At 69.5% G+C, this 18,507-nt stretch carries 16 protein-coding genes; 6 read left to right on the forward strand and 10 right to left on the reverse strand.

Features of this window, described 5'->3' with window-relative positions; translation table 11 throughout:
• Positions 1 to 42: 42 nt before the first annotated feature.
• From F4X11_04035 to F4X11_04045, 3 genes are all read right to left on the reverse strand, one after another.
• A complete protein-coding gene (locus F4X11_04035) occupies positions 43 to 1,611 on the reverse strand; it encodes a class I SAM-dependent methyltransferase (protein ID MYN64183.1) in 1,569 nt (522 codons plus the stop codon).
• A gap of 5 nt (positions 1,612 to 1,616) precedes the next feature.
• Complete coding sequence (locus F4X11_04040; protein ID MYN64184.1) at positions 1,617 to 2,984, reverse strand: glycosyltransferase family 4 protein; 1,368 nt, start codon at positions 2,982 to 2,984, stop codon at positions 1,617 to 1,619.
• Between the two features lie 61 nt (positions 2,985 to 3,045).
• On the reverse strand, positions 3,046 to 4,086 hold the full coding sequence (locus F4X11_04045) for a glycosyltransferase family 4 protein (protein ID MYN64185.1): 1,041 nt from the start codon (positions 4,084 to 4,086) through the stop codon (positions 3,046 to 3,048).
• 160 nt (positions 4,087 to 4,246) lie between these two features.
• Here F4X11_04045 and F4X11_04050 point away from each other — a divergent pair, with 160 nt between their 5' ends.
• Both F4X11_04050 and F4X11_04055 read left to right on the forward strand, forming a co-directional pair.
• Positions 4,247 to 6,934 carry a M1 family metallopeptidase gene (locus F4X11_04050; GenBank protein ID MYN64186.1) on the forward strand — a complete coding sequence of 896 codons (2,688 nt, stop codon included), beginning with the start codon at positions 4,247 to 4,249 and terminating at the stop codon, positions 6,932 to 6,934.
• Between the two features lie 86 nt (positions 6,935 to 7,020).
• A complete protein-coding gene (locus F4X11_04055; GenBank protein MYN64187.1) occupies positions 7,021 to 8,451 on the forward strand; it encodes a radical SAM protein in 1,431 nt (476 codons plus the stop codon).
• Between the two features lie 81 nt (positions 8,452 to 8,532).
• Here the strand turns inward: F4X11_04055 and F4X11_04060 are convergent, their stop codons facing one another.
• The 7 genes from F4X11_04060 to F4X11_04090 form a co-directional block, all read right to left on the reverse strand.
• Complete coding sequence (locus F4X11_04060; GenBank protein MYN64188.1) at positions 8,533 to 9,408, reverse strand: CoA ester lyase; 876 nt, start codon at positions 9,406 to 9,408, stop codon at positions 8,533 to 8,535.
• A 4-nt stretch (positions 9,409 to 9,412) separates the two neighbouring features.
• Entirely contained in the window at positions 9,413 to 10,786 is a 1,374-nt protein-coding gene (locus F4X11_04065) for an MmgE/PrpD family protein (GenBank protein ID MYN64189.1), read from the reverse strand.
• 123 nt (positions 10,787 to 10,909) lie between these two features.
• Entirely contained in the window at positions 10,910 to 11,416 is a 507-nt protein-coding gene (locus F4X11_04070; GenBank protein MYN64190.1) for a MaoC family dehydratase, read from the reverse strand.
• Between the two features lie 81 nt (positions 11,417 to 11,497).
• Positions 11,498 to 11,800 carry a helix-turn-helix domain-containing protein gene (locus tag F4X11_04075; protein MYN64191.1) on the reverse strand — a complete coding sequence of 101 codons (303 nt, stop codon included), beginning with the start codon at positions 11,798 to 11,800 and terminating at the stop codon, positions 11,498 to 11,500.
• 6 nt (positions 11,801 to 11,806) lie between these two features.
• Positions 11,807 to 12,151 (reverse strand): addiction module toxin RelE, encoded by a 345-nt coding sequence (locus tag F4X11_04080; GenBank protein ID MYN64192.1) that lies wholly within the window; start codon positions 12,149 to 12,151, stop codon positions 11,807 to 11,809.
• 30 nt (positions 12,152 to 12,181) lie between these two features.
• On the reverse strand, positions 12,182 to 13,396 hold the full coding sequence (locus F4X11_04085) for a CoA transferase (GenBank protein MYN64193.1): 1,215 nt from the start codon (positions 13,394 to 13,396) through the stop codon (positions 12,182 to 12,184).
• The gene (locus F4X11_04090; protein MYN64194.1) at positions 13,396 to 14,583 is read right to left on the reverse strand and encodes an acyl-CoA dehydrogenase; all 1,188 of its coding nucleotides are present in this window, start codon (positions 14,581 to 14,583) and stop codon (positions 13,396 to 13,398) included. The genes F4X11_04085 and F4X11_04090 overlap by 1 nt, the downstream gene beginning before the upstream one ends.
• A 144-nt stretch (positions 14,584 to 14,727) precedes the next feature.
• Between F4X11_04090 and F4X11_04095 the strand changes: the two genes are divergently transcribed.
• The 4 genes from F4X11_04095 (at position 14,728) to F4X11_04110 (ending at position 18,406) form a co-directional block, all read left to right on the forward strand.
• Entirely contained in the window at positions 14,728 to 15,852 is a 1,125-nt protein-coding gene (locus F4X11_04095) for an AAA family ATPase (GenBank protein ID MYN64195.1), read from the forward strand.
• Positions 15,840 to 16,817 (forward strand): DNA adenine methylase, encoded by a 978-nt coding sequence (locus tag F4X11_04100; GenBank protein MYN64196.1) that lies wholly within the window; start codon positions 15,840 to 15,842, stop codon positions 16,815 to 16,817. The genes F4X11_04095 and F4X11_04100 overlap by 13 nt, the downstream gene beginning before the upstream one ends.
• Complete coding sequence (locus tag F4X11_04105) at positions 16,818 to 17,216, forward strand: hypothetical protein (protein ID MYN64197.1); 399 nt, start codon at positions 16,818 to 16,820, stop codon at positions 17,214 to 17,216.
• Between the two features lie 68 nt (positions 17,217 to 17,284).
• Positions 17,285 to 18,406 carry a DUF1343 domain-containing protein gene (locus F4X11_04110; GenBank protein MYN64198.1) on the forward strand — a complete coding sequence of 374 codons (1,122 nt, stop codon included), beginning with the start codon at positions 17,285 to 17,287 and terminating at the stop codon, positions 18,404 to 18,406.
• The last annotated feature ends 101 nt before the right edge of the window (positions 18,407 to 18,507 follow it).

The raw sequence follows: 18,507 nt of genomic DNA on the forward strand, positions 1-18,507 counted from the left end.
CGCCGGTGGCGGCGGGTCGAAGATGACTGATCCCGTCGGCCGTCACGGACGCCTGCCGATCGCCGCATAGTCCTGCTCGGCGAAGAGCAGGCCGTTCAATCGCTCGGCATGTTGATTGAAGGCCGTCGCCAGCTCCAGGACCGTCGCCCCCGCTGGGGTATCCCCTATCGTCGGGTCGACCGCGACCTGCTGCAGCTTCGCCACCTCGGGCAACGGCGATCGGTAAACGATCTCGATGTCTACGAAGCCGCCGGCGCGCAGCAGGTACTTCAAGGTCTCCGGGTGCACCGGGTGCCTGTGCGTGATATCCCGCACGTAGGCGCTGAAGAACGCCATCCAGCACGCGGGGTTGAGCGTTTCCACCACGATACGGGAATCCGGACGGAGGCTGCGGTGCGCCTCGGCCAGCAACCGCTGGAGATACGTGGCCTCGAGGTGCTCGACGACCTGACTCGAGAACAGCCCGCCGATCGACTCGTCGGCCAGCGTCCGCAGGTGCCCGAGCGCGTCGGCGCGGGTCGCGTCGAGTCCCTGTTCCCGGCACCGCTCGACCGCCTCGGCATTGCCGTCGACGCCGCGGGCGGTGATCCCGCCCTCGCGCAGCACGGACAGGAACTCGCCGCGGCCGCACCCGAGGTCCACCACGTCCGACGCGCCTTCGAAATACGACAGGTAGGCGCGCTGGTGCGCCATGATCTCCTCGCGCGACCCGCGGAAGGAGTCCTCGAAGCAGACGTACTTGTACGCGTCGAGATCGGGCTCGACCGGCCGGGGCGGCCCGGAGATGGCGGGCTCTGCCGCGGGCGAGGGCGCGCGGCAGAGCCGTTCGAGCTCGCGCTTCATCGAGTGCGTGCCGGCGGTGACGAGATCGACCGACTGGCGCAGGCCCTGCTGCTCCGCCGAGCGTTTCTCGACTTCGCTCTGAAGAGCCTCGATCTCGTTCCGAGTCTGGCGAGTCGACTCTGCAAGGCTCTCCATGTCCGCGGCCATATGGCCCAAATGATCCAGCCTCTGGCGGGTCGACTCCATGCCCGCAGCGATGCGATGGCCATGCACGGCCGCGGACTCCAGACGCATCCGGAACTCGTCTGTCACGCTGTCGAGCCCGGCGGTCAGGCTCTGTTCCAGTCGACCGATCTCGCGGCGGTCCTTCGTATCCACGTACAGCGTGATCTGCTGCAGGTACTGGATGAGCCGACTGTGAAAGGCGGCCAGCGCCTGCAGATGGGTGTCGAGGGCCGTGATGACGCCGGATACGGACGTCCGACCGGAGGTTTCACCCTGGTGATTCCGGTTGACGTGCTCGACGAGCGCCGCGTTGAATCGCTCCTGCCGCTCCAGGAACGGCCCGATCAGGTTCCACACGAACCGGCGCAGGCGGCCCCGCCACCCGGTACCCCAATCGATGTCTGCTTCGGACACGATGCGCCAGCTCGTGTTGAGCGGATGAATCTGAAAGTCGTCGAAGCCCGCCGGCGGCTCAGGTAGTACGGGCCGCTCCGGCAGGGCGCCGTCGAGCGCGGTGAGCGCTTCGTTGTAGAGGCGGTCGGACTCCTTGCGCAACCGCTCGAGACGCGCGAGTGCGTCTTCGGGTTCATGCATCGACGCCATGGATCCTAGTCGCTCCCGTCGCGGCGGAGAAAGTTCGGCAGTACGTCGAAGGGTTTCAGGATGTCCCGCGCCCGCTGGCCGCCGTCCTCATCGAGATGCGGGGGTGCCGCGGAACTGCCGGTCGGACGGGCGGCCGCGGCGGACATGACCCGTTCGTAGTCCTCCGCCAAGTGTTCCATCCGGAAGTTGGCCGCCCAGTACGCGCGGGCGGCCGCACCGAGCCGCTGCCGGAGATCGGGGTCGCGCGCCAGAACCGACATGGCTGCCGGAAGCACGTGCCCCTCATCGCAGATGTCGACGGCGACCGCGACCGGAGCGGGAGACGCTCCACCGTGCGCCTCCGGCGCCGATCGTGTCCAGGCGGCGGTGGCGGAGAGCACGGGAACATCCTGAGTGTGTGCGAGATCGGTGATGATCGTGGCCTTTCCGGCCGCGAGCGCGCGGAGCCACGTGGCGGAGGTCTCGCGCATCGTCGGCCACCGCAGACAGAGACAGACATCGGTGGCGGACAGGTATCGCGCCACGTCGGCGTCGTCGACGTAGCCGGCGACAGTCACCCGGTCTTCCAGACCGACCGCCCGCAGATCGGCGCGCACGTCGTAGTGGTCCACCGCGCTTCCGACCAGCAGCAGATGGGCGCTCTGCTCCTTGTCCGCCAGACCGGCCATCGCACGCAGAATCTGCGGCACGCGTTTCTCGCGTGTGACCCAGCCGAACGCGCCGAACACGACCGCCTCGGGCGGGAGCCCGTGTCTGGCGCGCACCATCGCCCGCGCCGTCCCGGCGTCCTCGGATACCGGATCGTCGATGCCCGGGCGGATCACCTCGATGTGCGCGTCGGGATAGCGACCGCGAAGCCGTGCGGCGAGCCACGGATTGTGGACCGCGGCGGTTCGGGCCGTCGAGACCGCCGCCCGTAGCATCGGCCATTGCAACCGGAGCGTGCGCGACACGCCGGCGATGACGAGCTCGGCCGCGGCGGCGTGCCGTGGATCCTCATAGGCGAACTCGGCCCGGTATCCTTCGACGTCGCCGCGCAACAGGAAGTAGTCACCGCGCGCCGCCTGCAGGTTGCCGTCGTGGATGACGACGAGTCCCGCGTAGCGGACCAGGTACGGCCACATGTAATTGTGGGCGGGGGAATTGCCGAGCTGGTAGACGATGAGATCGTAGGGGTCCCGCGCATGCCTCCAGACGATGTCATGGGCGCTGACAACACGCGCGGAACCGCGCGGAACGTGACTGCGCTCGGGTGTTTCGTCCGTGAACAGGTCGATCCGGTGCCGCCGCGCCATCCACGGCAGCAACGCGGCGGTGTACGAGGCGATGCCCGACTTTCTCGGCTCGACCGGTGCGAACAGAGCGATCCGCATGGCGCCTGTTATGTTCTCGTGCCGTGCACCGGCGCCGCCGCCGGGCCCTGACTCGGACGCGTCATCCGGAGACGAGCGCCTCGATCACGCCGTCCCAGGTGACGCCGGACGCCCGCTCGCGGCCGGCTTCTCCCAGCGCCTGCGCACGCGCCTCGTCGACGAACGTATTCAAGGCGGCTGCAAGTGCTTCTGCCTCGGGCTCGCAGACGACCCCGGAGACGTCGTGTTCGACGAACTCCAGCGGCCCTCCCGAATCGGTCGTCGTGACCACCGGCTTGGAGGCCAGGAAAGCTTCGAGCGTGACGTACCCGTAGTCCTCGTCGTAGGGAGGAAAGACGACGGCCCGCGCATTGGCGTACAGATCGACGAGCTCGTCGTCACCCACCCTCCCGCGGAACTCGACCCGGTGCGAAACGCCGGCGGCGGCGGCTTTTTGGCGCAGCCTGTCCTCGTCCGGACCCTCGCCGGCGACTACGAGACGAAGCGACTCGTGGACGTGCGGCATCGCCTCGATGGCCAGATCGACTCGTTTCATGAGATTGAGGCGTCCGACGGAAAGCACGTAGGACCCGTACGAATCGTTGCGGAGGCGGCCCGTCAAACTCGGCGGATGGTACAACGCCTGGGCCTGCAACCCATTGAACCGCTGCAGCCGCGTGGCCGTCTTCGCCGAAATCGAGTAGCGGCGCCGGCATTCGCCGAGCATCTCGCGGTCGAGCGCGTGGAGACGCTGCCGGAGCCCTACGTCCAGATCGACGTGCGTGAAATTACTGTACTCGGTGCCGCACAGATCGTACGCGGCCCGGTGCTGGTGCATGAGCCAAGCGACCTTGTTCGGATGGCGCACGAAGTACGTCGGAAACTTGGTGCAGATGACGACGTCGACGGGCTTTTCGGCGCTCTCGGTCAGATCCAGGAGCCGCCATGCCGCGGCGTGCGCCAGGATCTCTTCCTTCGGATACCATTTGAACGGAACGGAAACCAGATCGGTCTCGTATCCCCCGGCGCGCAGACGGTCGACCAGCTCCCGCACCAGAGACTCCGCGCCACCGGTCACGAAGGGCACCTGAGTCTCGCACACGAGAACGGTTCGCACGGCCATCTGCTGTACACCGAACGCCCACGCTGCCCTCTCAATCGGCGGGAGGCCCGTGGCCGCGGTGATGATACACGATTCGGCGCCGGCCGCCGGTCGCGGCCGGCCTTGAACCGTGACGGGTTCCCGCCTTTACGCCGACCAGGAAAACCGGCATGATGCGGGCGTGCGCAGCTTCCCTCCCGACGCCCCGCGAATCGCGCGGCGCATCGTCACCCTTCTCGCCGCCGCGCTCTTTCTGCCGACCGGCGTCGCGTCCGCGGACGACGACGAGCCCGGCCTCGGCCCGCCGCCGCTGTACGACGAGTTGCGCGAGGCGGTGCCCGAGCCGGCCGGACACGTCCGCGGCGGGCGGCTGTGGATCGACCGCTTCGAGTTCGAGCTGGAGCGCGGCGATCTCTTTCTGACGCCGCCGGTCGGCGATCACGCGCACGCCGCGGTGTTTCTCGGCCGCGGCACCGTGCGCGCGTGGCCGCCGGACGGCGTGGAGCACCAGCAACTCCGGAAGCTGATCGACGAGGACCGCCTCGAGGAAGAGTTCGAGCGGTTCGTCTTCTGGTTCACCGGCGACCTCGACGAACGGCTGCGGGCGCTGGTGACCGATCCGCCGGCGCGCGGCGGGCGGGGCGGGCGCGCGGCGCGGCGGCAGCGCGACCGGGCGGTGGACCTGCTCGAGGACCGCCGGGAGTCGCTGCTGGAAGACCGCCTCCGCAATCCGGACGCCCGCGTTGCGCTCGACCGCTGGCGCGCGGCGGCGGGGCTGGCCGCGCCCGCCGACCGCCCCTACTTCTTCGCCGAGCTGGACGGCCGCGAGCACGACTGGTTCTCCATCGAGATCGAGCCGCGCGACCTGGAGGAGGTCACGATCGGCAAGTTCGATCGGCGCCGCAAGCTGCTCGACGTCTGGATGGGCTTCCACGCCCTCGACGAGTTCGCGCCGGCGTTGGTCGAGCCGACGCTCGGTCGTTTCCCCCGCGATCCGGAGACCGCCGGGCCCGTCCATCCCGACGCCGAGCGGGACGACGACGAGTGGAGCTTCCGCGATTACGGCCTGTCGCCCCGCTATCTCGTCCCCGACGAAGAGCGCTGGTACCCGCGGATGGGGGTCTCCCGCACCGACGTCGACATGGCCATCGAGAGCAACGGCGACGTCCGCGCGAGCGTGGCGCTGGTGATGGAGCCGCGGGTGCCGCTGGCCGCGTTCCGCCTGACCATCTCGCCGTTCGCCGACGTCACCGACGTGCGCTGGCGGATGGACCTGCCGCCGGACGTCGACGACGCGACGCGCGTGGCGCTGCTCGCCCCGGACCGTGCGCCGCCGGAGCAGGTGGCGGAACGCGACCCGGACGACGCGGACGACGGGCCGCCCGGCCCGGACGAACCGGCCCCCATCGCCGGCGAGCAGCTCCACTACGTGCAGGCGACCCACGACCGGCGCTTCTCCGAGGACCTGCACGACCCGTGGCTTACCGTGCTGCTGCCGCGCCCGGTGGCCGCCGGCGAGCGCTTCGTGCTGGAGATCGCCTACGAGGCGGAGCTGATCGAGCGGCTGCGCGACGCCTCCGGGTACCTGCTGAAGGACACCGGCCTGTGGGTCCCGCGCCATCCGGACAACCGGCGGCGGCGCTTCGACCTGACGTTCCGGGTGCCCGAGCGCTTCCGGATCGCGAGCGGCGGCGCGTTGCTGGACGAACGCGTCGAGGACGACACCCGCATCATGCGCTGGGTGACGAACCGGCCGGTCCGCGGCACGATGTCGTTCCACATGGGGCGGTTCGAGGTGGACGAGGTGACGCGCGAGGGCCTGCCTCCCATCGCCGTGTACGCCGACCGCAACCACGTCGGCTTCGCGCCCGGCAACCGCGAGAAGACGCTCGACGACCTGATCGGGTCGCTGCGGACCTACATCGACTACTTCGGACCCTATCCGTTCGATTCGCTGGCCGTCACCGAGACGCGGAGCAGCGGCGGGCAGGCGTTTCCCGGACTGGTTCTGCTGACCTTCCACGTGTTCGGCGCGCTGCACACGGGAGAGTCCGAGCTGTTCCGCGCCCACGAGGTCGCCCACCAGTGGTGGGGCGCCGGCGCCGACTGGGAGTCGTACCGCGACCAGTGGATCACGGAGGGCTTCGCCAACTACTCGGCCGCGCTCTACGTGCTGTCGGGACTCGGCGAGGAGGACCAGTTCCGGGACATGCTCGACGCGTGGCGGCTGGACGCCCTCGGCGAGGTCAACGTCGGCCAGGGCTTCGGCAAGCGCTACGGCTTCGTGCCGGCGGTGGTCCGCGAGAGCGACGGCAACGAGTCGGGAGCGCTGGTGGTCGGCTTCCGGCTGCGCACCACCGACACGCCGTTCGACTACCGCCTGATCGTCTACGAGAAGGGCGCGTTCGTCCTGCACATGCTCCGCATGCTCCTGATGGACCTCGAGACCGGCGACGACGGGCGCTTCCGCGACCTGATGCGCGGGTTCATGGACGCTTACGTCGGCGGCGTCACGAACACCCGCGCGTTCGAGGCGGCGGTCACCGAGGCCTTCGGCGAGCCGATGGACTGGTTCTTCGACCAGTGGGTCTACGGCGTCGACGTGCCCACCTACCGCCCCGACCTGGAGGTCTCGCCGTTGCGCGACGCGCGGGAGCCGTTCGTGCTGCACGGCCGCGTGCGGCAGGAGGACGTGCCGCCCGGCTTCCGGAGCTCGGTCCCCATCCGACTGGAGTTCCGCGACCGCGACCCGATAGTCCGGCGGATCCTGATCGACCGGCCGGAGGTCGACGTGGAGATCCCGATCCCCGCCGAGCCGACCCGCATCGAGTTCAACTACCTGCACGGAGTCCTCGCCCGCGTCCGCTAGCGCCCACCCTGCGTGGCGCCGAGAGCGGTGGGGTACAATGAATTTCCCGCGCCGCCGGCATACGGATCCTGCGACGGGCATCCGCGATGCGTGACAAACGAGAGATACGCACCTACATCGACGCGCACCGGCATCGCCGGCAGAGCAACAAGGTGCTGCACGGGCATCCGTCCCCCGTCTTCTGGCTGGATCGGGACGTCTCCGTGCCGGCCGTCATGCATGACCGGCGGCGCGCGGCGCGCGAGGTCCGCAAGCGGATAAACCTCTACGTCGGCACCCCCTACTGCCTGCCGACGGACCCGGGACGCTGCGGTTTCTGCCTGTTCCCCACCGAGGTCTACCGCGACCGGCAGCAGCTCGACACCTACCTCGACTACCTGGCGCGCGAAGGGGAGATGTTCCGCCCGCACCTCGAGGGCGCCGAGCTGGCGAGCATCTACTTCGGCGGCGGTACGTCGAATCTCTACAAGGCCGACCAGTACGCGGCGCTCATGAACATCGTCCGCGGCGTCTTCGACGTGCCGCCCGATATCGAGGTGACGCTGGAGGGCATTCCGCAGACGTTCAGCCACGAAAAGCTGGCCGCCATGCAGGCCTGCGGGATCAACCGCATCAGCATGGGCGCGCAGCAGCTCGACGACGAGCTGATCAAGGCGAGCGGGCGCAAGCAGACCGCCGCCCAGGTGTTCCGGACGCTCGATTCCTGCCGGGCGCTCGGCCTGCCGGTGAGCGTCGACCTGATCTTCGGCTGGCCGAACCAGACGACCGACCACATGCTGCGCGACCTGCAGGCGCTGGTCGAGGCCGGTCTCACGCACATTACGCACTACGAGCTGAACGTGGCGGGGCGCACCGACTTCGCACGCAACCGCCGCGACGAGCTGCCTTCGACCGAGCGCAACCTGGAGATGTACCGCATCGGCCGCGACTACCTGGTGTCCGAGGGGTTCACGCAGGTGACCCCCTACGACTTCCAGCGCAACGGCCCGCTGCAGAGCAGCTATCTCTACGAGGAGCTGTTCCGCAAGCCGTTCCGCGAAGACGACGGACAGCTCGTGGGCTACGACGCCTGGGGCTGGGGATTCGCCGGCATTTCGTTCTTCTTCGGCACGCCCCGGAATCCGGGCTGGGCCTACATCAACCAGACCCGCGTGGACGACTACTTCCGGGACCTGGACGCCGGCCGGTTCCCCGTGATGCGGGGCTTCCACTACTCGGAGTCCGACCTCCGGCTCCACCTCCTGTTCCAGGAGCTCCAGAGCCTGGAGGTCGATCGCCGGCGCTACCTGACGCTGGTCGGCAGGGACGCGGTGGCGGAGCACCGTCCGGTGTGGGACGCGCTGGCCGACCTGGGGTGGGCGACGGTCGACGAGGACCTGATCGCCATCGAGGGAGACGGCGCCTTCTACCTGCCGCTGATCCAGAACGCGCTGGCCCACGACCGGCTGGACGCGATGCGCAGGGAACGGCGGACCACCGCGGACGTCGCCGTCATGCCGGCGGCCCGCGCCAGTTGACGCCCGGCCTCGGCGGGCAGGGGACGCGCGGCGCCCCGCGAGAGGCCCGCGGCGCCAGCGACCGCCGCGCGCACGCCGTCGTCAACCGGCCGGTGCGCCGCCCGACTCCACCGCCGCCGCTACCGCCAGCGTCCGCCGCGCCGACGCGATGACGGGCCGCTCGATCAGCTTGCCGTCGACCAGCAGCACCCCGCCCCGGTTGCGGTCGTAGGCCTCGACGATGCGCCGCGCCCAGGCCACCTCCGCCGCCGCCGGCGAGAACGCCGCCTGGATCACCGCGACCTGCGTCGGGTGGATGGCGGCCTTGCCGTCGAAGCCGAGCCCGCGGGTGCGGCGGCTCTCGGCGGCCAGCCCGTCGAGGGCGGGGACGTCCATGAACGGCGAGTCGAGCGCGCTGGCGCCGACGAGGGCGGCGGCGACCACCACGCGCGAGCGCGCGTAGAGGGCGGCGTCCCAGCTCACCTCGCACCCGACGTCGGCCGCGAAGTCGATGGCGCCGAAGAAGACCGCGGACACGGTGGGCGCCGCGGCGGCGATCGCCGCGGCGGCGGCCACGCCGCGCGCCGTCTCCACCATCACGATGAGGGGCAGGTCGGGCAGGGCGTCGCCGAGCGCCCGCGCCACGCCGCGGATCTCCTCCGGACCCTCGCACTTCGGCAGCATCAGCGCGTCGGGGCGGATGCCGGATTGCCGCACCGCCTCCAGGTCGCGCTGTCCGAGGTCGGTCTTCGGGTCGTTGATGCGCAGGCTGACCTCGGCGCGCACCGGCTCGCGGCCTGCGAACAGGGCCAGCGCCCGGTCCCGCGCCTCGTCCTTGGCGTCGAACGAGACGCCGTCCTCCAGGTCGATGCAGACCGCGTCGGCCCCGGTCGCCAACGCCTTGGGATAACGGTCGGGGCGGACCGCCGGAACGAACAGCAGGCTGCGCCGCACGCGGAATGCCGGCTTCTCGGGCATCGCGTCAGGCCGGCTGCGGTTCCGCGGACCCGACGGCGAGCCGGGCGGCGAGATCGCGCACCGACGCCGCCGTGTCGAGCGTCCGCAGGAAGTCGAGCGCCGCGGCCGCCGCTTCCGCGGGCGCCGCGCGCCGGGCGCAGGTGGCGAACTTGCCGTCCAGCTCGTCCCGCGACGCCGGCCGGGCGGGATAGCCGCGCGCCCCGCGGACGAAACGCTCCAGCGTGCGCCCGCCGGCCAGACGCACCGTCACGCGCGCCTCGGTGAGCGGCGGCGACTCGCGGCCGAGGCGATCGTCGGCCCGCATGGTGACGAGCGGGACGAGCCGCGCCACCGCCGGCGCCCGCATGGCGTCTCGCTCGAAGGTGTCGATGCCGACCCGACCCGCCGCCAGCGCGGCGGCGGCGCAGTAATGCAGGCTGAACTTGCCCTCGAGTCCGGTCGCCGGCCGGTCGTGGATCAGCACCGTCGGGGTCACCGGATCGACGTCGATCTCCACGGCTTCGACCGCGGCCGGGTCGATGCCGTGCTCCCGCCGCAGGTCGATCAGCGTATCGATGGTCGGGTGGGTCGCCGCGCACGACGGGTAGAGCTTGACGGTGATGCCGCCCTCGACGATCTCCCAGCGGCGGCCGAGCGGATCGATGGCCTTCTGGGCGTCCCGGCCGGCGCTCCCCATGGCGACCAGGAACCCCTGCGGGCCGTCGATGGCGTGCGCCGACGCGGTGAACGCCTCGCGCGCGAGGAGCGCGGCCAGCACGCCGTTGCGGGCCGCCAGCCCGCCCTGCAGCGGCTTGACCATCGTCCCGAAGTTCTCCTTCAGGCCGCACGCCTCGGACGCCGCGATGGACAGCGCCCGCCCCGTCGTCTCCGCGTCCAGCCCCAGGACGCGGGCGGCGGCGGCGGCGGCCCCGATGGCGCCGATGGTCGAGGTGCAGTGCCAGCCCTGCTCGTAGTGGGCGGGGTTCATCACGACGCCGAGGGCGCATTCCACCTCGAAGCCGACGACGTAGGCGTCCAGCAGCTCCCGGCCGGAAGCGCCGGCCGCCTCGCCCGCGGCCAGGCCGGCGGCGACGAGCGGCGCGCTCGGATGCGCCAGCGACACCCAGCACATGTCGTCGAAGTCGAGCGCGTGGGCGGCCGTGCCGTTGGCCAGCGCGGCCCAGGTCGGGCCGGCGGTCAGGTCCGTCCCGAGGACGCTGCACGCGCCGGGGCCGGCGTCCGCCCGCGCCACCCGCTGCACGATGCGGGCGGCCGGCTCGCCGGCGCCCGCCAGGGCGACGCCGACGGTGTCCTGCACGGCGTCCCGCGCCGCGGCGCGGGCGGCGGCGGGAACGTCGGCCGACGAGACGAACTCGGCGAATCGGGAGATGGCGGTCATCGCTGCGGTCTCCAACGGGATGCGGACCCGGCCGGCCGCGGGTCCTGGCCTGCCGGCTTGCGCGGCTCGCCGCCGCAGGCGGCCGCCGCGGTGATTGCGGTCAGCGCGAGCACCCACTGAAGGTCATGCCTTCACCTCCGGACGCGCGCCGGCGTATTCCGGCACGTGGCCGCGCCGGTAGACCATGAAGGTCCGCTTGTAGGTGATGACGACGGTGCCGTCCTGCTTGAAGCCGCGCGTCCTCACGGTCACGATGCCGACGTTGGGCCGCGACTTCGACTCGCGCTTGTCCAGCACCTCGCTCTCCGAGTAGATCGTGTCGCCCTCGAAGACCGGGGCGGGCAGCCGCACCTCGTCCCACCCGAGGTTGGCCATCACGTTGACGGACAGGTCCATCGTCGACTGGCCGGTGACCAGGGCCAGGGTGAACGTGGAGTCGACGAGCCGCTGGCCGAACTCCGTCTTCTCGGCGTAGGCCGAGTCGAAGTGGATCTTGTTGACGTTCTGCGACAGCAGCGTGAACCAGACGTTGTCGGCCGCGAGCACGGTCCGGCCGAGGGGGTGCTTGTAGACGTCGCCGACCTCGAAGTCCTCGTAGACCCGGCCGGTCCAACCTTCCTTGACGGGCATTTGCGATCTCTCCTGAACAGCGGCGCTCCCGCGACGGATCCGCGGGCGCCCGAACGAGAGATTGTAAATCAGCAGCCTGCATCAGCCGCCGAGAGCACTGACTACCGCTTCCGGATTCCGGTCGATGACGGTCAACAGAACGCGGGCGGCGCGATCCGGCACGCGACGACCTTGTTCCCAATCCTGAACCGCCCGCGCGTCGAGTCCGAAGCGGTCAGCGAACTGCCGGCGGCTCAGCTTCATTCGACGGCGAAGCGCGATGATCCGCTCGGCGGTCGGATCGTCGACGATACGACACGGCAACTCGACCTCGCCGCGAACATGGGCCAGAACCTCACCCAGCGCGTCCTCGATCTCTCGCCCCCTGGCAGTTCGATCCGTCATCCCTCATCACCCTTCCCTCTTGATCGCGGCAACCAGCCGGGTCAGGGCCTTCCTGTCTGACGGACTCAGGTCTTCCCGATCCGCTTTGGCGTAGGCTGTCAACATGTACAGGGCCTCCGGGTCAGCGTGGTAGAAATAGATGGTTCGGATGCCGCCCCGCTTGCCGCGACCGGACCCCGCCCAACGCAACTTGCGCACCCCTCCTGTGCCTCGGATGAGCGGCGCTCCGGCAGGATCCGCGACGATTGTGGCTTCCATCGCCTCACGCACCGAAGCCGGGATCAGCTTGCGGATGGCACGCTCGTACGTCCTGGTGGCGAACACCCTCACGGACTGCCAAGTATGCGGCATTGCCGCACCAAGAGCAAGGCCGACGCCACGTCAGACGATGCCGGCGGCCCGCCAGGCGGCGACCGTGTCCGGGGCGTAGCCGAGCTCGGTCAGAATCGCCGCCGTATGCTCGCCGACCTCGGGGATGGCGTCCATGCGGGACGCCGCGCCGTCGAGCGTGGCCGGCGGCAGGGTCATCCGGAGCGGGCCGGCGCTGGACGGCACCTCGCGCCAGCGATCGCGGGCGCGGAGCTGCGGATGCCCGGCGAGCTGCGCGACGGAGTTCATCCGGCCGTTGGCGATCTGCGCCGCGTCGAGGCGGGCCACGATTGCCTCGGCGGTGAGTGCAGCGAAGACCTCGTGGATGGCGGTCTCGAGGGCCTCGCGGTTCGCCACCCGCTTCGCGTTGGCGTCGAAGCGCGAATCGGTGGCCAGCTCCGGCCGCTCCAGCACCTCGGCGCAGAAGCGCACCCACTCCCGCTCGTTCTGCAGCCCGAGGAACACCGTCTCCCCGTCGGCCCCCTCGAACGGGCCGTAGGGTGCGATGGCGGCGTGCCGGGCGCCGCTGCGGGGCGGCGGCGTGCCGCCGTACAGCGTGTAGTAGAGGGGAAAGCCCATCCACTCGCCGAGCGCCTCCAGCATCGAGACCTCGATGGCGGCCCCTTCCCCGCTCCGCTCGCGGCGGAACAGCGCGGTCAGCACGCCGGAGTAGGCGTACATGCCGGCCGCGATGTCGGCCACCGAGATGGACGACTTCACCACCTCGTCCGCGGTGCCGGTGATCGACACCAGTCCCGCCTCGGCCTGCACCAGCAGGTCGTAGGCCTTCTTGTCGCGGTAGGGCCCGCTGGCTCCGTAGCCGGAGACGTTGCAGACGATGAGCCGGGGGCGGCGGGCACGCAGGGTGCCGGCGTCGAGCCCGAGACGGTCCGCCGCGCCCGGCGCGAGGTTCTGCACGAAGACGTCGGCCCCGTCGATCAGCCGCGCCACCACCTCGCGCGCCTCGGGCCGCTTCAGGTCGAGGGTCAGCGACTCCTTCGACCGGTTGAGCCAGACGAAGTGGCTCGACAGCCCCTTGACCGTCGCGTCGTAACCGCGGGCGAAGTCGCCCACCACCGGACGCTCCACCTTGATCACCCGCGCACCGAGGTCGGCGAGCTGCCGGGTGGCGAACGGCGCCGCGACGGCCTGCTCCAGGGTGACCACCGTCACCCCGTCGAGGGGCCGGCGCGACCCAGCGGGATCCGGCGCGCCCGGCGGCGTCATCAGAAGGAGCGCGGCAGGCCGAGCACGTGCTCGGCGATGTAGGAGAGGATGAGGTTCGTCGAGATCGGCGCCACCTGGTAGAGCCGGGTCTCGCGGAACTTCCGCTCGATGTCGTAGTCCTCGGCGAAGCCGAAGCCGCCGAACGTCTGCAGCGCCACGTTGGCCGCCTCCCACGAGGCGTCGGCCGCGAGCAGCTTGGCCATGTTGGCCTCGGCCCCGCACGGCTTCCCGGCGTCGAACAGCTCGGCCGCGCGCACCCGCATCAGGTCCGCCGCCTCCACGTTGACGTGGGCGCGGGCGATCGGGAACTGCACGCCCTGGTTCTTGCCGATCGGGCGGTTGAAGACGACCCGCTCGTTGGCGTATTTCACGGCCCGCTCGATGAACCAGCGGCCGTCGCCGACGCACTCGGCGGCAATCAGGATGCGCTCGGCATTCAACCCGTCGAGCAGGTAGCGGAAGCCGCGCCCCTCCTCGCCGATGCGGTTCTCGGCCGGCACCTCGAGGTTGTCGAAGAACACCTCGGTGGTGGCGTGGTTCATCATCGCGCGAAGCGGCCGGATGGTGACGCCGTTGCCGACGGCACTGCGCAGATCGACGAGGAACACGGACAGCCCGTCCGTCTTCTTCGCGACCTCCTCGCGCGGCGTCGTGCGTGCGATCAGCAGCATCAGGTCGGAGTACTCCGTGCGGGAGATCCACACCTTCTGGCCGTTGACGACGTAGCGGTCGCCGGCGCGCACCGCCATGGTCTGGAGCTGCGTGGTGTCGGTGCCGGTGGTCGGCTCGGTCACCCCGAACGCCTGCAGCCGCAGCTCGCCGCTCGCGATCTTCGGCAGGTACTCGCGCTTCTGCTCCTCGGATCCGTGCCGCAGCAGCGTGCCCATGATGTACATCTGGGCGTGGCACGCCGCGGAGTTGCCGCCCGATCGGTTGACCTCTTCCAGGATGATCGCCGCCTCGGTGATCCCCAGCCCCGAGCCGCCGTACTGCTCGGGTATCAGCGCCGCCAGATAGCCGGCCTCGGTGAGCGTCTGGACGAACTCCGCCGGATAGGCTTCCTCGCGATCGAGGTCCCGCCAGTAGGTATCCGGAAACCGCCGGCACAGCTCGCCGACGGCGCTTCGCAGGTCCTGGTGCAGCTCGACGTCGGGTACGGTCACGGTCCTCCTTCGTGCTGGGCACATTCTCGCGCCCCGGCCGCGCCGAAGGCAAACGGCCGGCGGCACGCTCGACGATGGACGCCCCCCCGCCCGTAGTGGATTCCTCACCCCGACAGTCCCGGACGCACCCGCGGAGACGCTCCGGGCCTCTGCTACAATCGGGGCGGCATGCTGACACGCATCCACATCGACAATTACAAGTGCCTGACCAACTTCGACCTGCGCCTCGATAACCTCACGCTGCTCGCCGGAGCGAATGGCTGCGGCAAGTCGGCCATATTCGAGGTGATGGACAAGCTGCGCGAATTCGCGCGCGACACGCAGGTCGATAAGCTGTTTCTCGCGGACGACCTCACCAGATGGACGACGAAGAGAGAGCAACGCTTCGAGCTGGAGTTCTCGACGGACGGCGGAGTATTCATATACAAGCTGAGTATCGAGCACAAGACGGACAGGAAAAGGGACGCCGAAATCAAGAGCGAACACCTTTTGTACGGTGGCAAGCCGGTATTGTCGCATTCCGATCGGGAGTTGAAGCTCTACCGCGACGACGGCAAGGAGTCTACCTATCCCTTTGGCCGGTTCCGTTCCGCACTGGCGACGGAGGTCGATGAACGCCTTCACTCGCGTCTGCGTCGATTCCGTGACCATTTGTGTCGGTTTCAAACGCTCTCGCTGGCGCCAAGCCTGATTGACAGTGGATCCAAGGTCGAATCCGACGTGCTTGCTCGCGACGGCGCGAACTTCGCCGCCTGGTACCGCGGCCAGATGCTGAACGATCCGCAACAGCTTCAGACCGTGACAGAACGCCTTTCGGAAGTCCTTCCCGGGTTCGCCGGCCTGAAGCTGTCGGCAAGAACCGGTGACTATCGCGAGCTTCTGGCCACGTTCTCGTCGGAAGGTGACGGCACCTCCCGCGCGTATCGTTTCGATCAGCTTTCAGACGGACAGCGGGCTCTACTCGTACTGTATTCGCTCGTTTTCGAGACGATACCCGATACGGGGTCCCCGGGTGGTTCCACCGACATCTCACGCACCCTGTTTCTCGACGAGCCGGACAACTACGTGACGCTGCCCGAGCTGCAACCATGGCTTGCCGAGCTCGAAGACGGCGCTGGGGATACACTGCCCCAAGTGGTACTGATCTCGCATCACCCCGAGGCTATAGACTTCCTGGCCCGCAACACAGTTTGGCTCGCCCGTGAGCCCGAGAGCCACACGCGCGTTGTAAAGCCCAAGAACGACACCAGCCTGCAAATGTCCGAAGTGTACGCGCGAGGATGGGCTCCATGAAACGCGCGCAGGTCACGCACGACGCGGACCACAGAGCCGGCAATCGGGCTTTGCGTCCGTTCCTGAAGTGGGCCGGCGGCAAGCGGCAGCTCCTTCCCGCACTTCGCGAGTTCTACCCCGGCAAGTTCAAGACGTACCACGAGCCGTTTCTCGGGAGCGGCGCCGTCTTCTTCGACCTCGCCGAGAGCGGCGCGCTGCAGCGCGGCAGGGTCAGGCTCACCGACGTCAACGCCGACCTGATCGGCTGCTGCCTCCGCCTGCGCGACGAGCCGCACGCGGTGATCCGACATCTCCGGCAACTCGAGGCGGGCTATGCCGCGGCGCCGGAGGAACACTACTATCGCATCCGGGACGAGGTCTTCAACCCGGCGCGCGCAGCCATTACGAACGGTCGTCACCCGCGGCCGGAGGCGTACTCGCCCGAGCTCGCCGGGATGCTCATCTACCTCAACCGCACCGGCTACAACGGTCTTTTCCGTCTGAACTCGAGTGGGCTTTTCAACGTCCCCCGCGGTAGGTACAAGAACCCCAGGATCTGCGACGAGGAGAACCTCCGGCGGGTATCCTCCACACTGTCGGAACTCTCCGTGAAGATAGAACTCCTCCGGTTCGAGACCGTCGTGAAATCGGCGCGGAAAGGCGACTTCGTCTATTTCGATCCGCCGTACGCTCCCCTGAGTGCAACCGCGCACTTTACGTCCTACACGTCGGATGGATTCGACACCGAGGATCAGCGCGAGCTTCAGCGGGTAGTGTTCGAGCTGGTGCGCAAGGGATGCCATGTGGTGCTCAGCAACTCGACGGCGCCGGAGATCAAGGAGCTGTACACGGACAACGCGGTAGCAGAGAGGCTCCACATCAAGGCGCACACCGTGCCGGCGCGCCGCGCCATCAACTCCAACGCGTCTCGCCGAGGGCACGTCGACGAGTACATCATCACGAATGTGCCGAGACGGGCGGTATAGATGGCCGGCGGGCGCACGGCCATAGCGAGCGGCACGGATCTCGAACGAGAGGTGGCGAGCCTCGCCGAACGGCTCGGACTTCGCGTCGGCAGCCAGATCAGGGTCGGCCGGAGACTATGGGGAGCTGAACGCCGTATCGACCTGGTCCTGCGCTACGGGGACTCCGGTCGGAGCCTCGGCATCGAATGCAAGTACCAGGGGGTCGGCGGCTCCGCGGAGGAGAAGATCCCGGCGACGATCCAGGACATCGCGGCGTGGCCCATTCCGGGCATCGTCGTTTTCGCCGGACACGGATTCTCCGACAACATGCGCGCCTATCTGCATTCCACGGGCAAGGCCGTGGCCCATGAGGACCTGCGAGGATGGCTGACACTCTTCTTCGGTCTGCCGGACGACTGATCCGACCGGGCGAGGGCGACGCGGCGGCGGGGGTGACCCTCGGCTCCGAACGGCTCCTCGCCTCCGGCATGCTGACCGGCTGGCGCGTCGGCGTCGTCTCGAACCCCGCGTCGGTCGACGGTGCGTTTCGCCACATCGTGGACCGCATCGCCGCGGAGCCGGGCGTGACGCTGGCCGCGCTGTTCGGCCCGCAGCACGGCTTTCATGCCGACGTGCAGGACAACATGGTGGAGACCGCCCACGCGCGACACCCGCGACTGGGCGTGCCGATCCACTCGCTCTACAGCGACACGCGGGAGCCGACGGCGGAGATGCTCGACGGGCTCGACCTGCTGGTCATCGACCTGCAGGACGTCGGGACGCGCGTCTACACGTACATCTACACGCTGGCCAACTGCCTGCGGGCGGCGCAGCGGTGCGGGTTGCCGGTAGTGGTGTGCGACCGGCCCAACCCGATCGGCGGCGAGGCGGTGGAGGGACCGGTCCTCGACCCCGCGTTCGCCTCCTTCGTCGGGCAGTTCCCGATCCCCCTGCGCCACGGCATGACGATCGGCGAGCTGGCGAGGCTGTTCAACGACCGGTTCGGCATCGGGGCCGACCTGCGGATCATGCCGCTCGACGGCTGGTCGCGCGCGATGCACCACGACGAGGCCGGCGCCCCCTGGGTCATCCCGTCACCGAACCTGCCGACCCTCGACAGCGCGCTGGTGTACCCGGGGATGGTGCTGCTGGAAGGGACGCTCCTGTCGGAGGGCCGCGGCACCACGCGGCCGTTCGAGCTGGTGGGCGCGCCGGGGATCGATCCGGAGGGACTGGCCGGATCCCTGAACGGGCTCGGCCTGCCCGGCGTACACTTCCGGCCGGCGACCTTCGAACCGACCTTTCAGAAGCACGCCGGACGGCCCTGCGGCGGCTGCCAGATCCACGTGACCGACCGGCGCACGTTCCGCCCCGTGCTGGCCGCGGTCGCGGTGATCGCGGCGGGCCGGGAAGCGCTCGGAGACGGTTTCGGCTGGCGCGAGCCGCCGTACGAGTACGAGCACGACCGAATGCCGATCGACATCCTGGCCGGCTCGGCCGCGCTGCGGCGCGAGGTCGACGCCGGCCGCGCCGCCGCCGAAATCGCCTCGGGCTGGGAAGGCGCCGTCGAGGCGTTCGAGGCGATCCGGCGGGACTTCCTCCTGTACTGAGCCGGCCGTCCGTCCGGCTCCGCGGGGCAGTGTCCTAGTTTGAAATCTAGGCGGAAGTTTCAGCGGTCGTTTTCCCGGAACCCATAGATTCTAAAGGCTTT

Source organism: Acidobacteriota bacterium (assembly GCA_009861545.1).
Lineage (GTDB): Bacteria > Acidobacteriota > Vicinamibacteria > Vicinamibacterales > UBA8438 > WTFV01.

Bases quoted from the DNA above. Each gene is read 5' to 3' on its own strand.
- F4X11_04035 (MYN64183.1), bottom strand. From the start codon at position 1,611: ATGGCGTCGATGCATGAACCCGAAGACGCACTCGCGCGTCTCGAGCGG.
- F4X11_04100 (MYN64196.1), top strand. From the start codon at position 15,840: ATGGGCTCCATGAAACGCGCGCAGGTCACGCACGACGCGGACCACAGA.
- F4X11_04070 (MYN64190.1), bottom strand. From the start codon at position 11,416: ATGCCCGTCAAGGAAGGTTGGACCGGCCGGGTCTACGAGGACTTCGAG.
- F4X11_04095 (MYN64195.1), top strand. From the start codon at position 14,728: ATGCTGACACGCATCCACATCGACAATTACAAGTGCCTGACCAACTTC.
- F4X11_04085 (MYN64193.1), bottom strand. From the start codon at position 13,396: ATGACGCCGCCGGGCGCGCCGGATCCCGCTGGGTCGCGCCGGCCCCTC.
- F4X11_04045 (MYN64185.1), bottom strand. From the start codon at position 4,086: ATGGCCGTGCGAACCGTTCTCGTGTGCGAGACTCAGGTGCCCTTCGTG.
- F4X11_04060 (MYN64188.1), bottom strand. From the start codon at position 9,408: ATGCCCGAGAAGCCGGCATTCCGCGTGCGGCGCAGCCTGCTGTTCGTT.
- F4X11_04105 (MYN64197.1), top strand. From the start codon at position 16,818: ATGGCCGGCGGGCGCACGGCCATAGCGAGCGGCACGGATCTCGAACGA.
- F4X11_04065 (MYN64189.1), bottom strand. From the start codon at position 10,786: ATGACCGCCATCTCCCGATTCGCCGAGTTCGTCTCGTCGGCCGACGTT.
- F4X11_04040 (MYN64184.1), bottom strand. From the start codon at position 2,984: ATGCGGATCGCTCTGTTCGCACCGGTCGAGCCGAGAAAGTCGGGCATC.
- F4X11_04075 (MYN64191.1), bottom strand. From the start codon at position 11,800: ATGACGGATCGAACTGCCAGGGGGCGAGAGATCGAGGACGCGCTGGGT.
- F4X11_04080 (MYN64192.1), bottom strand. From the start codon at position 12,151: ATGCCGCATACTTGGCAGTCCGTGAGGGTGTTCGCCACCAGGACGTAC.
- F4X11_04055 (MYN64187.1), top strand. From the start codon at position 7,021: ATGCGTGACAAACGAGAGATACGCACCTACATCGACGCGCACCGGCAT.
- F4X11_04090 (MYN64194.1), bottom strand. From the start codon at position 14,583: ATGTGCCCAGCACGAAGGAGGACCGTGACCGTACCCGACGTCGAGCTG.
- F4X11_04110 (MYN64198.1), top strand. From the start codon at position 17,285: ATGCTGACCGGCTGGCGCGTCGGCGTCGTCTCGAACCCCGCGTCGGTC.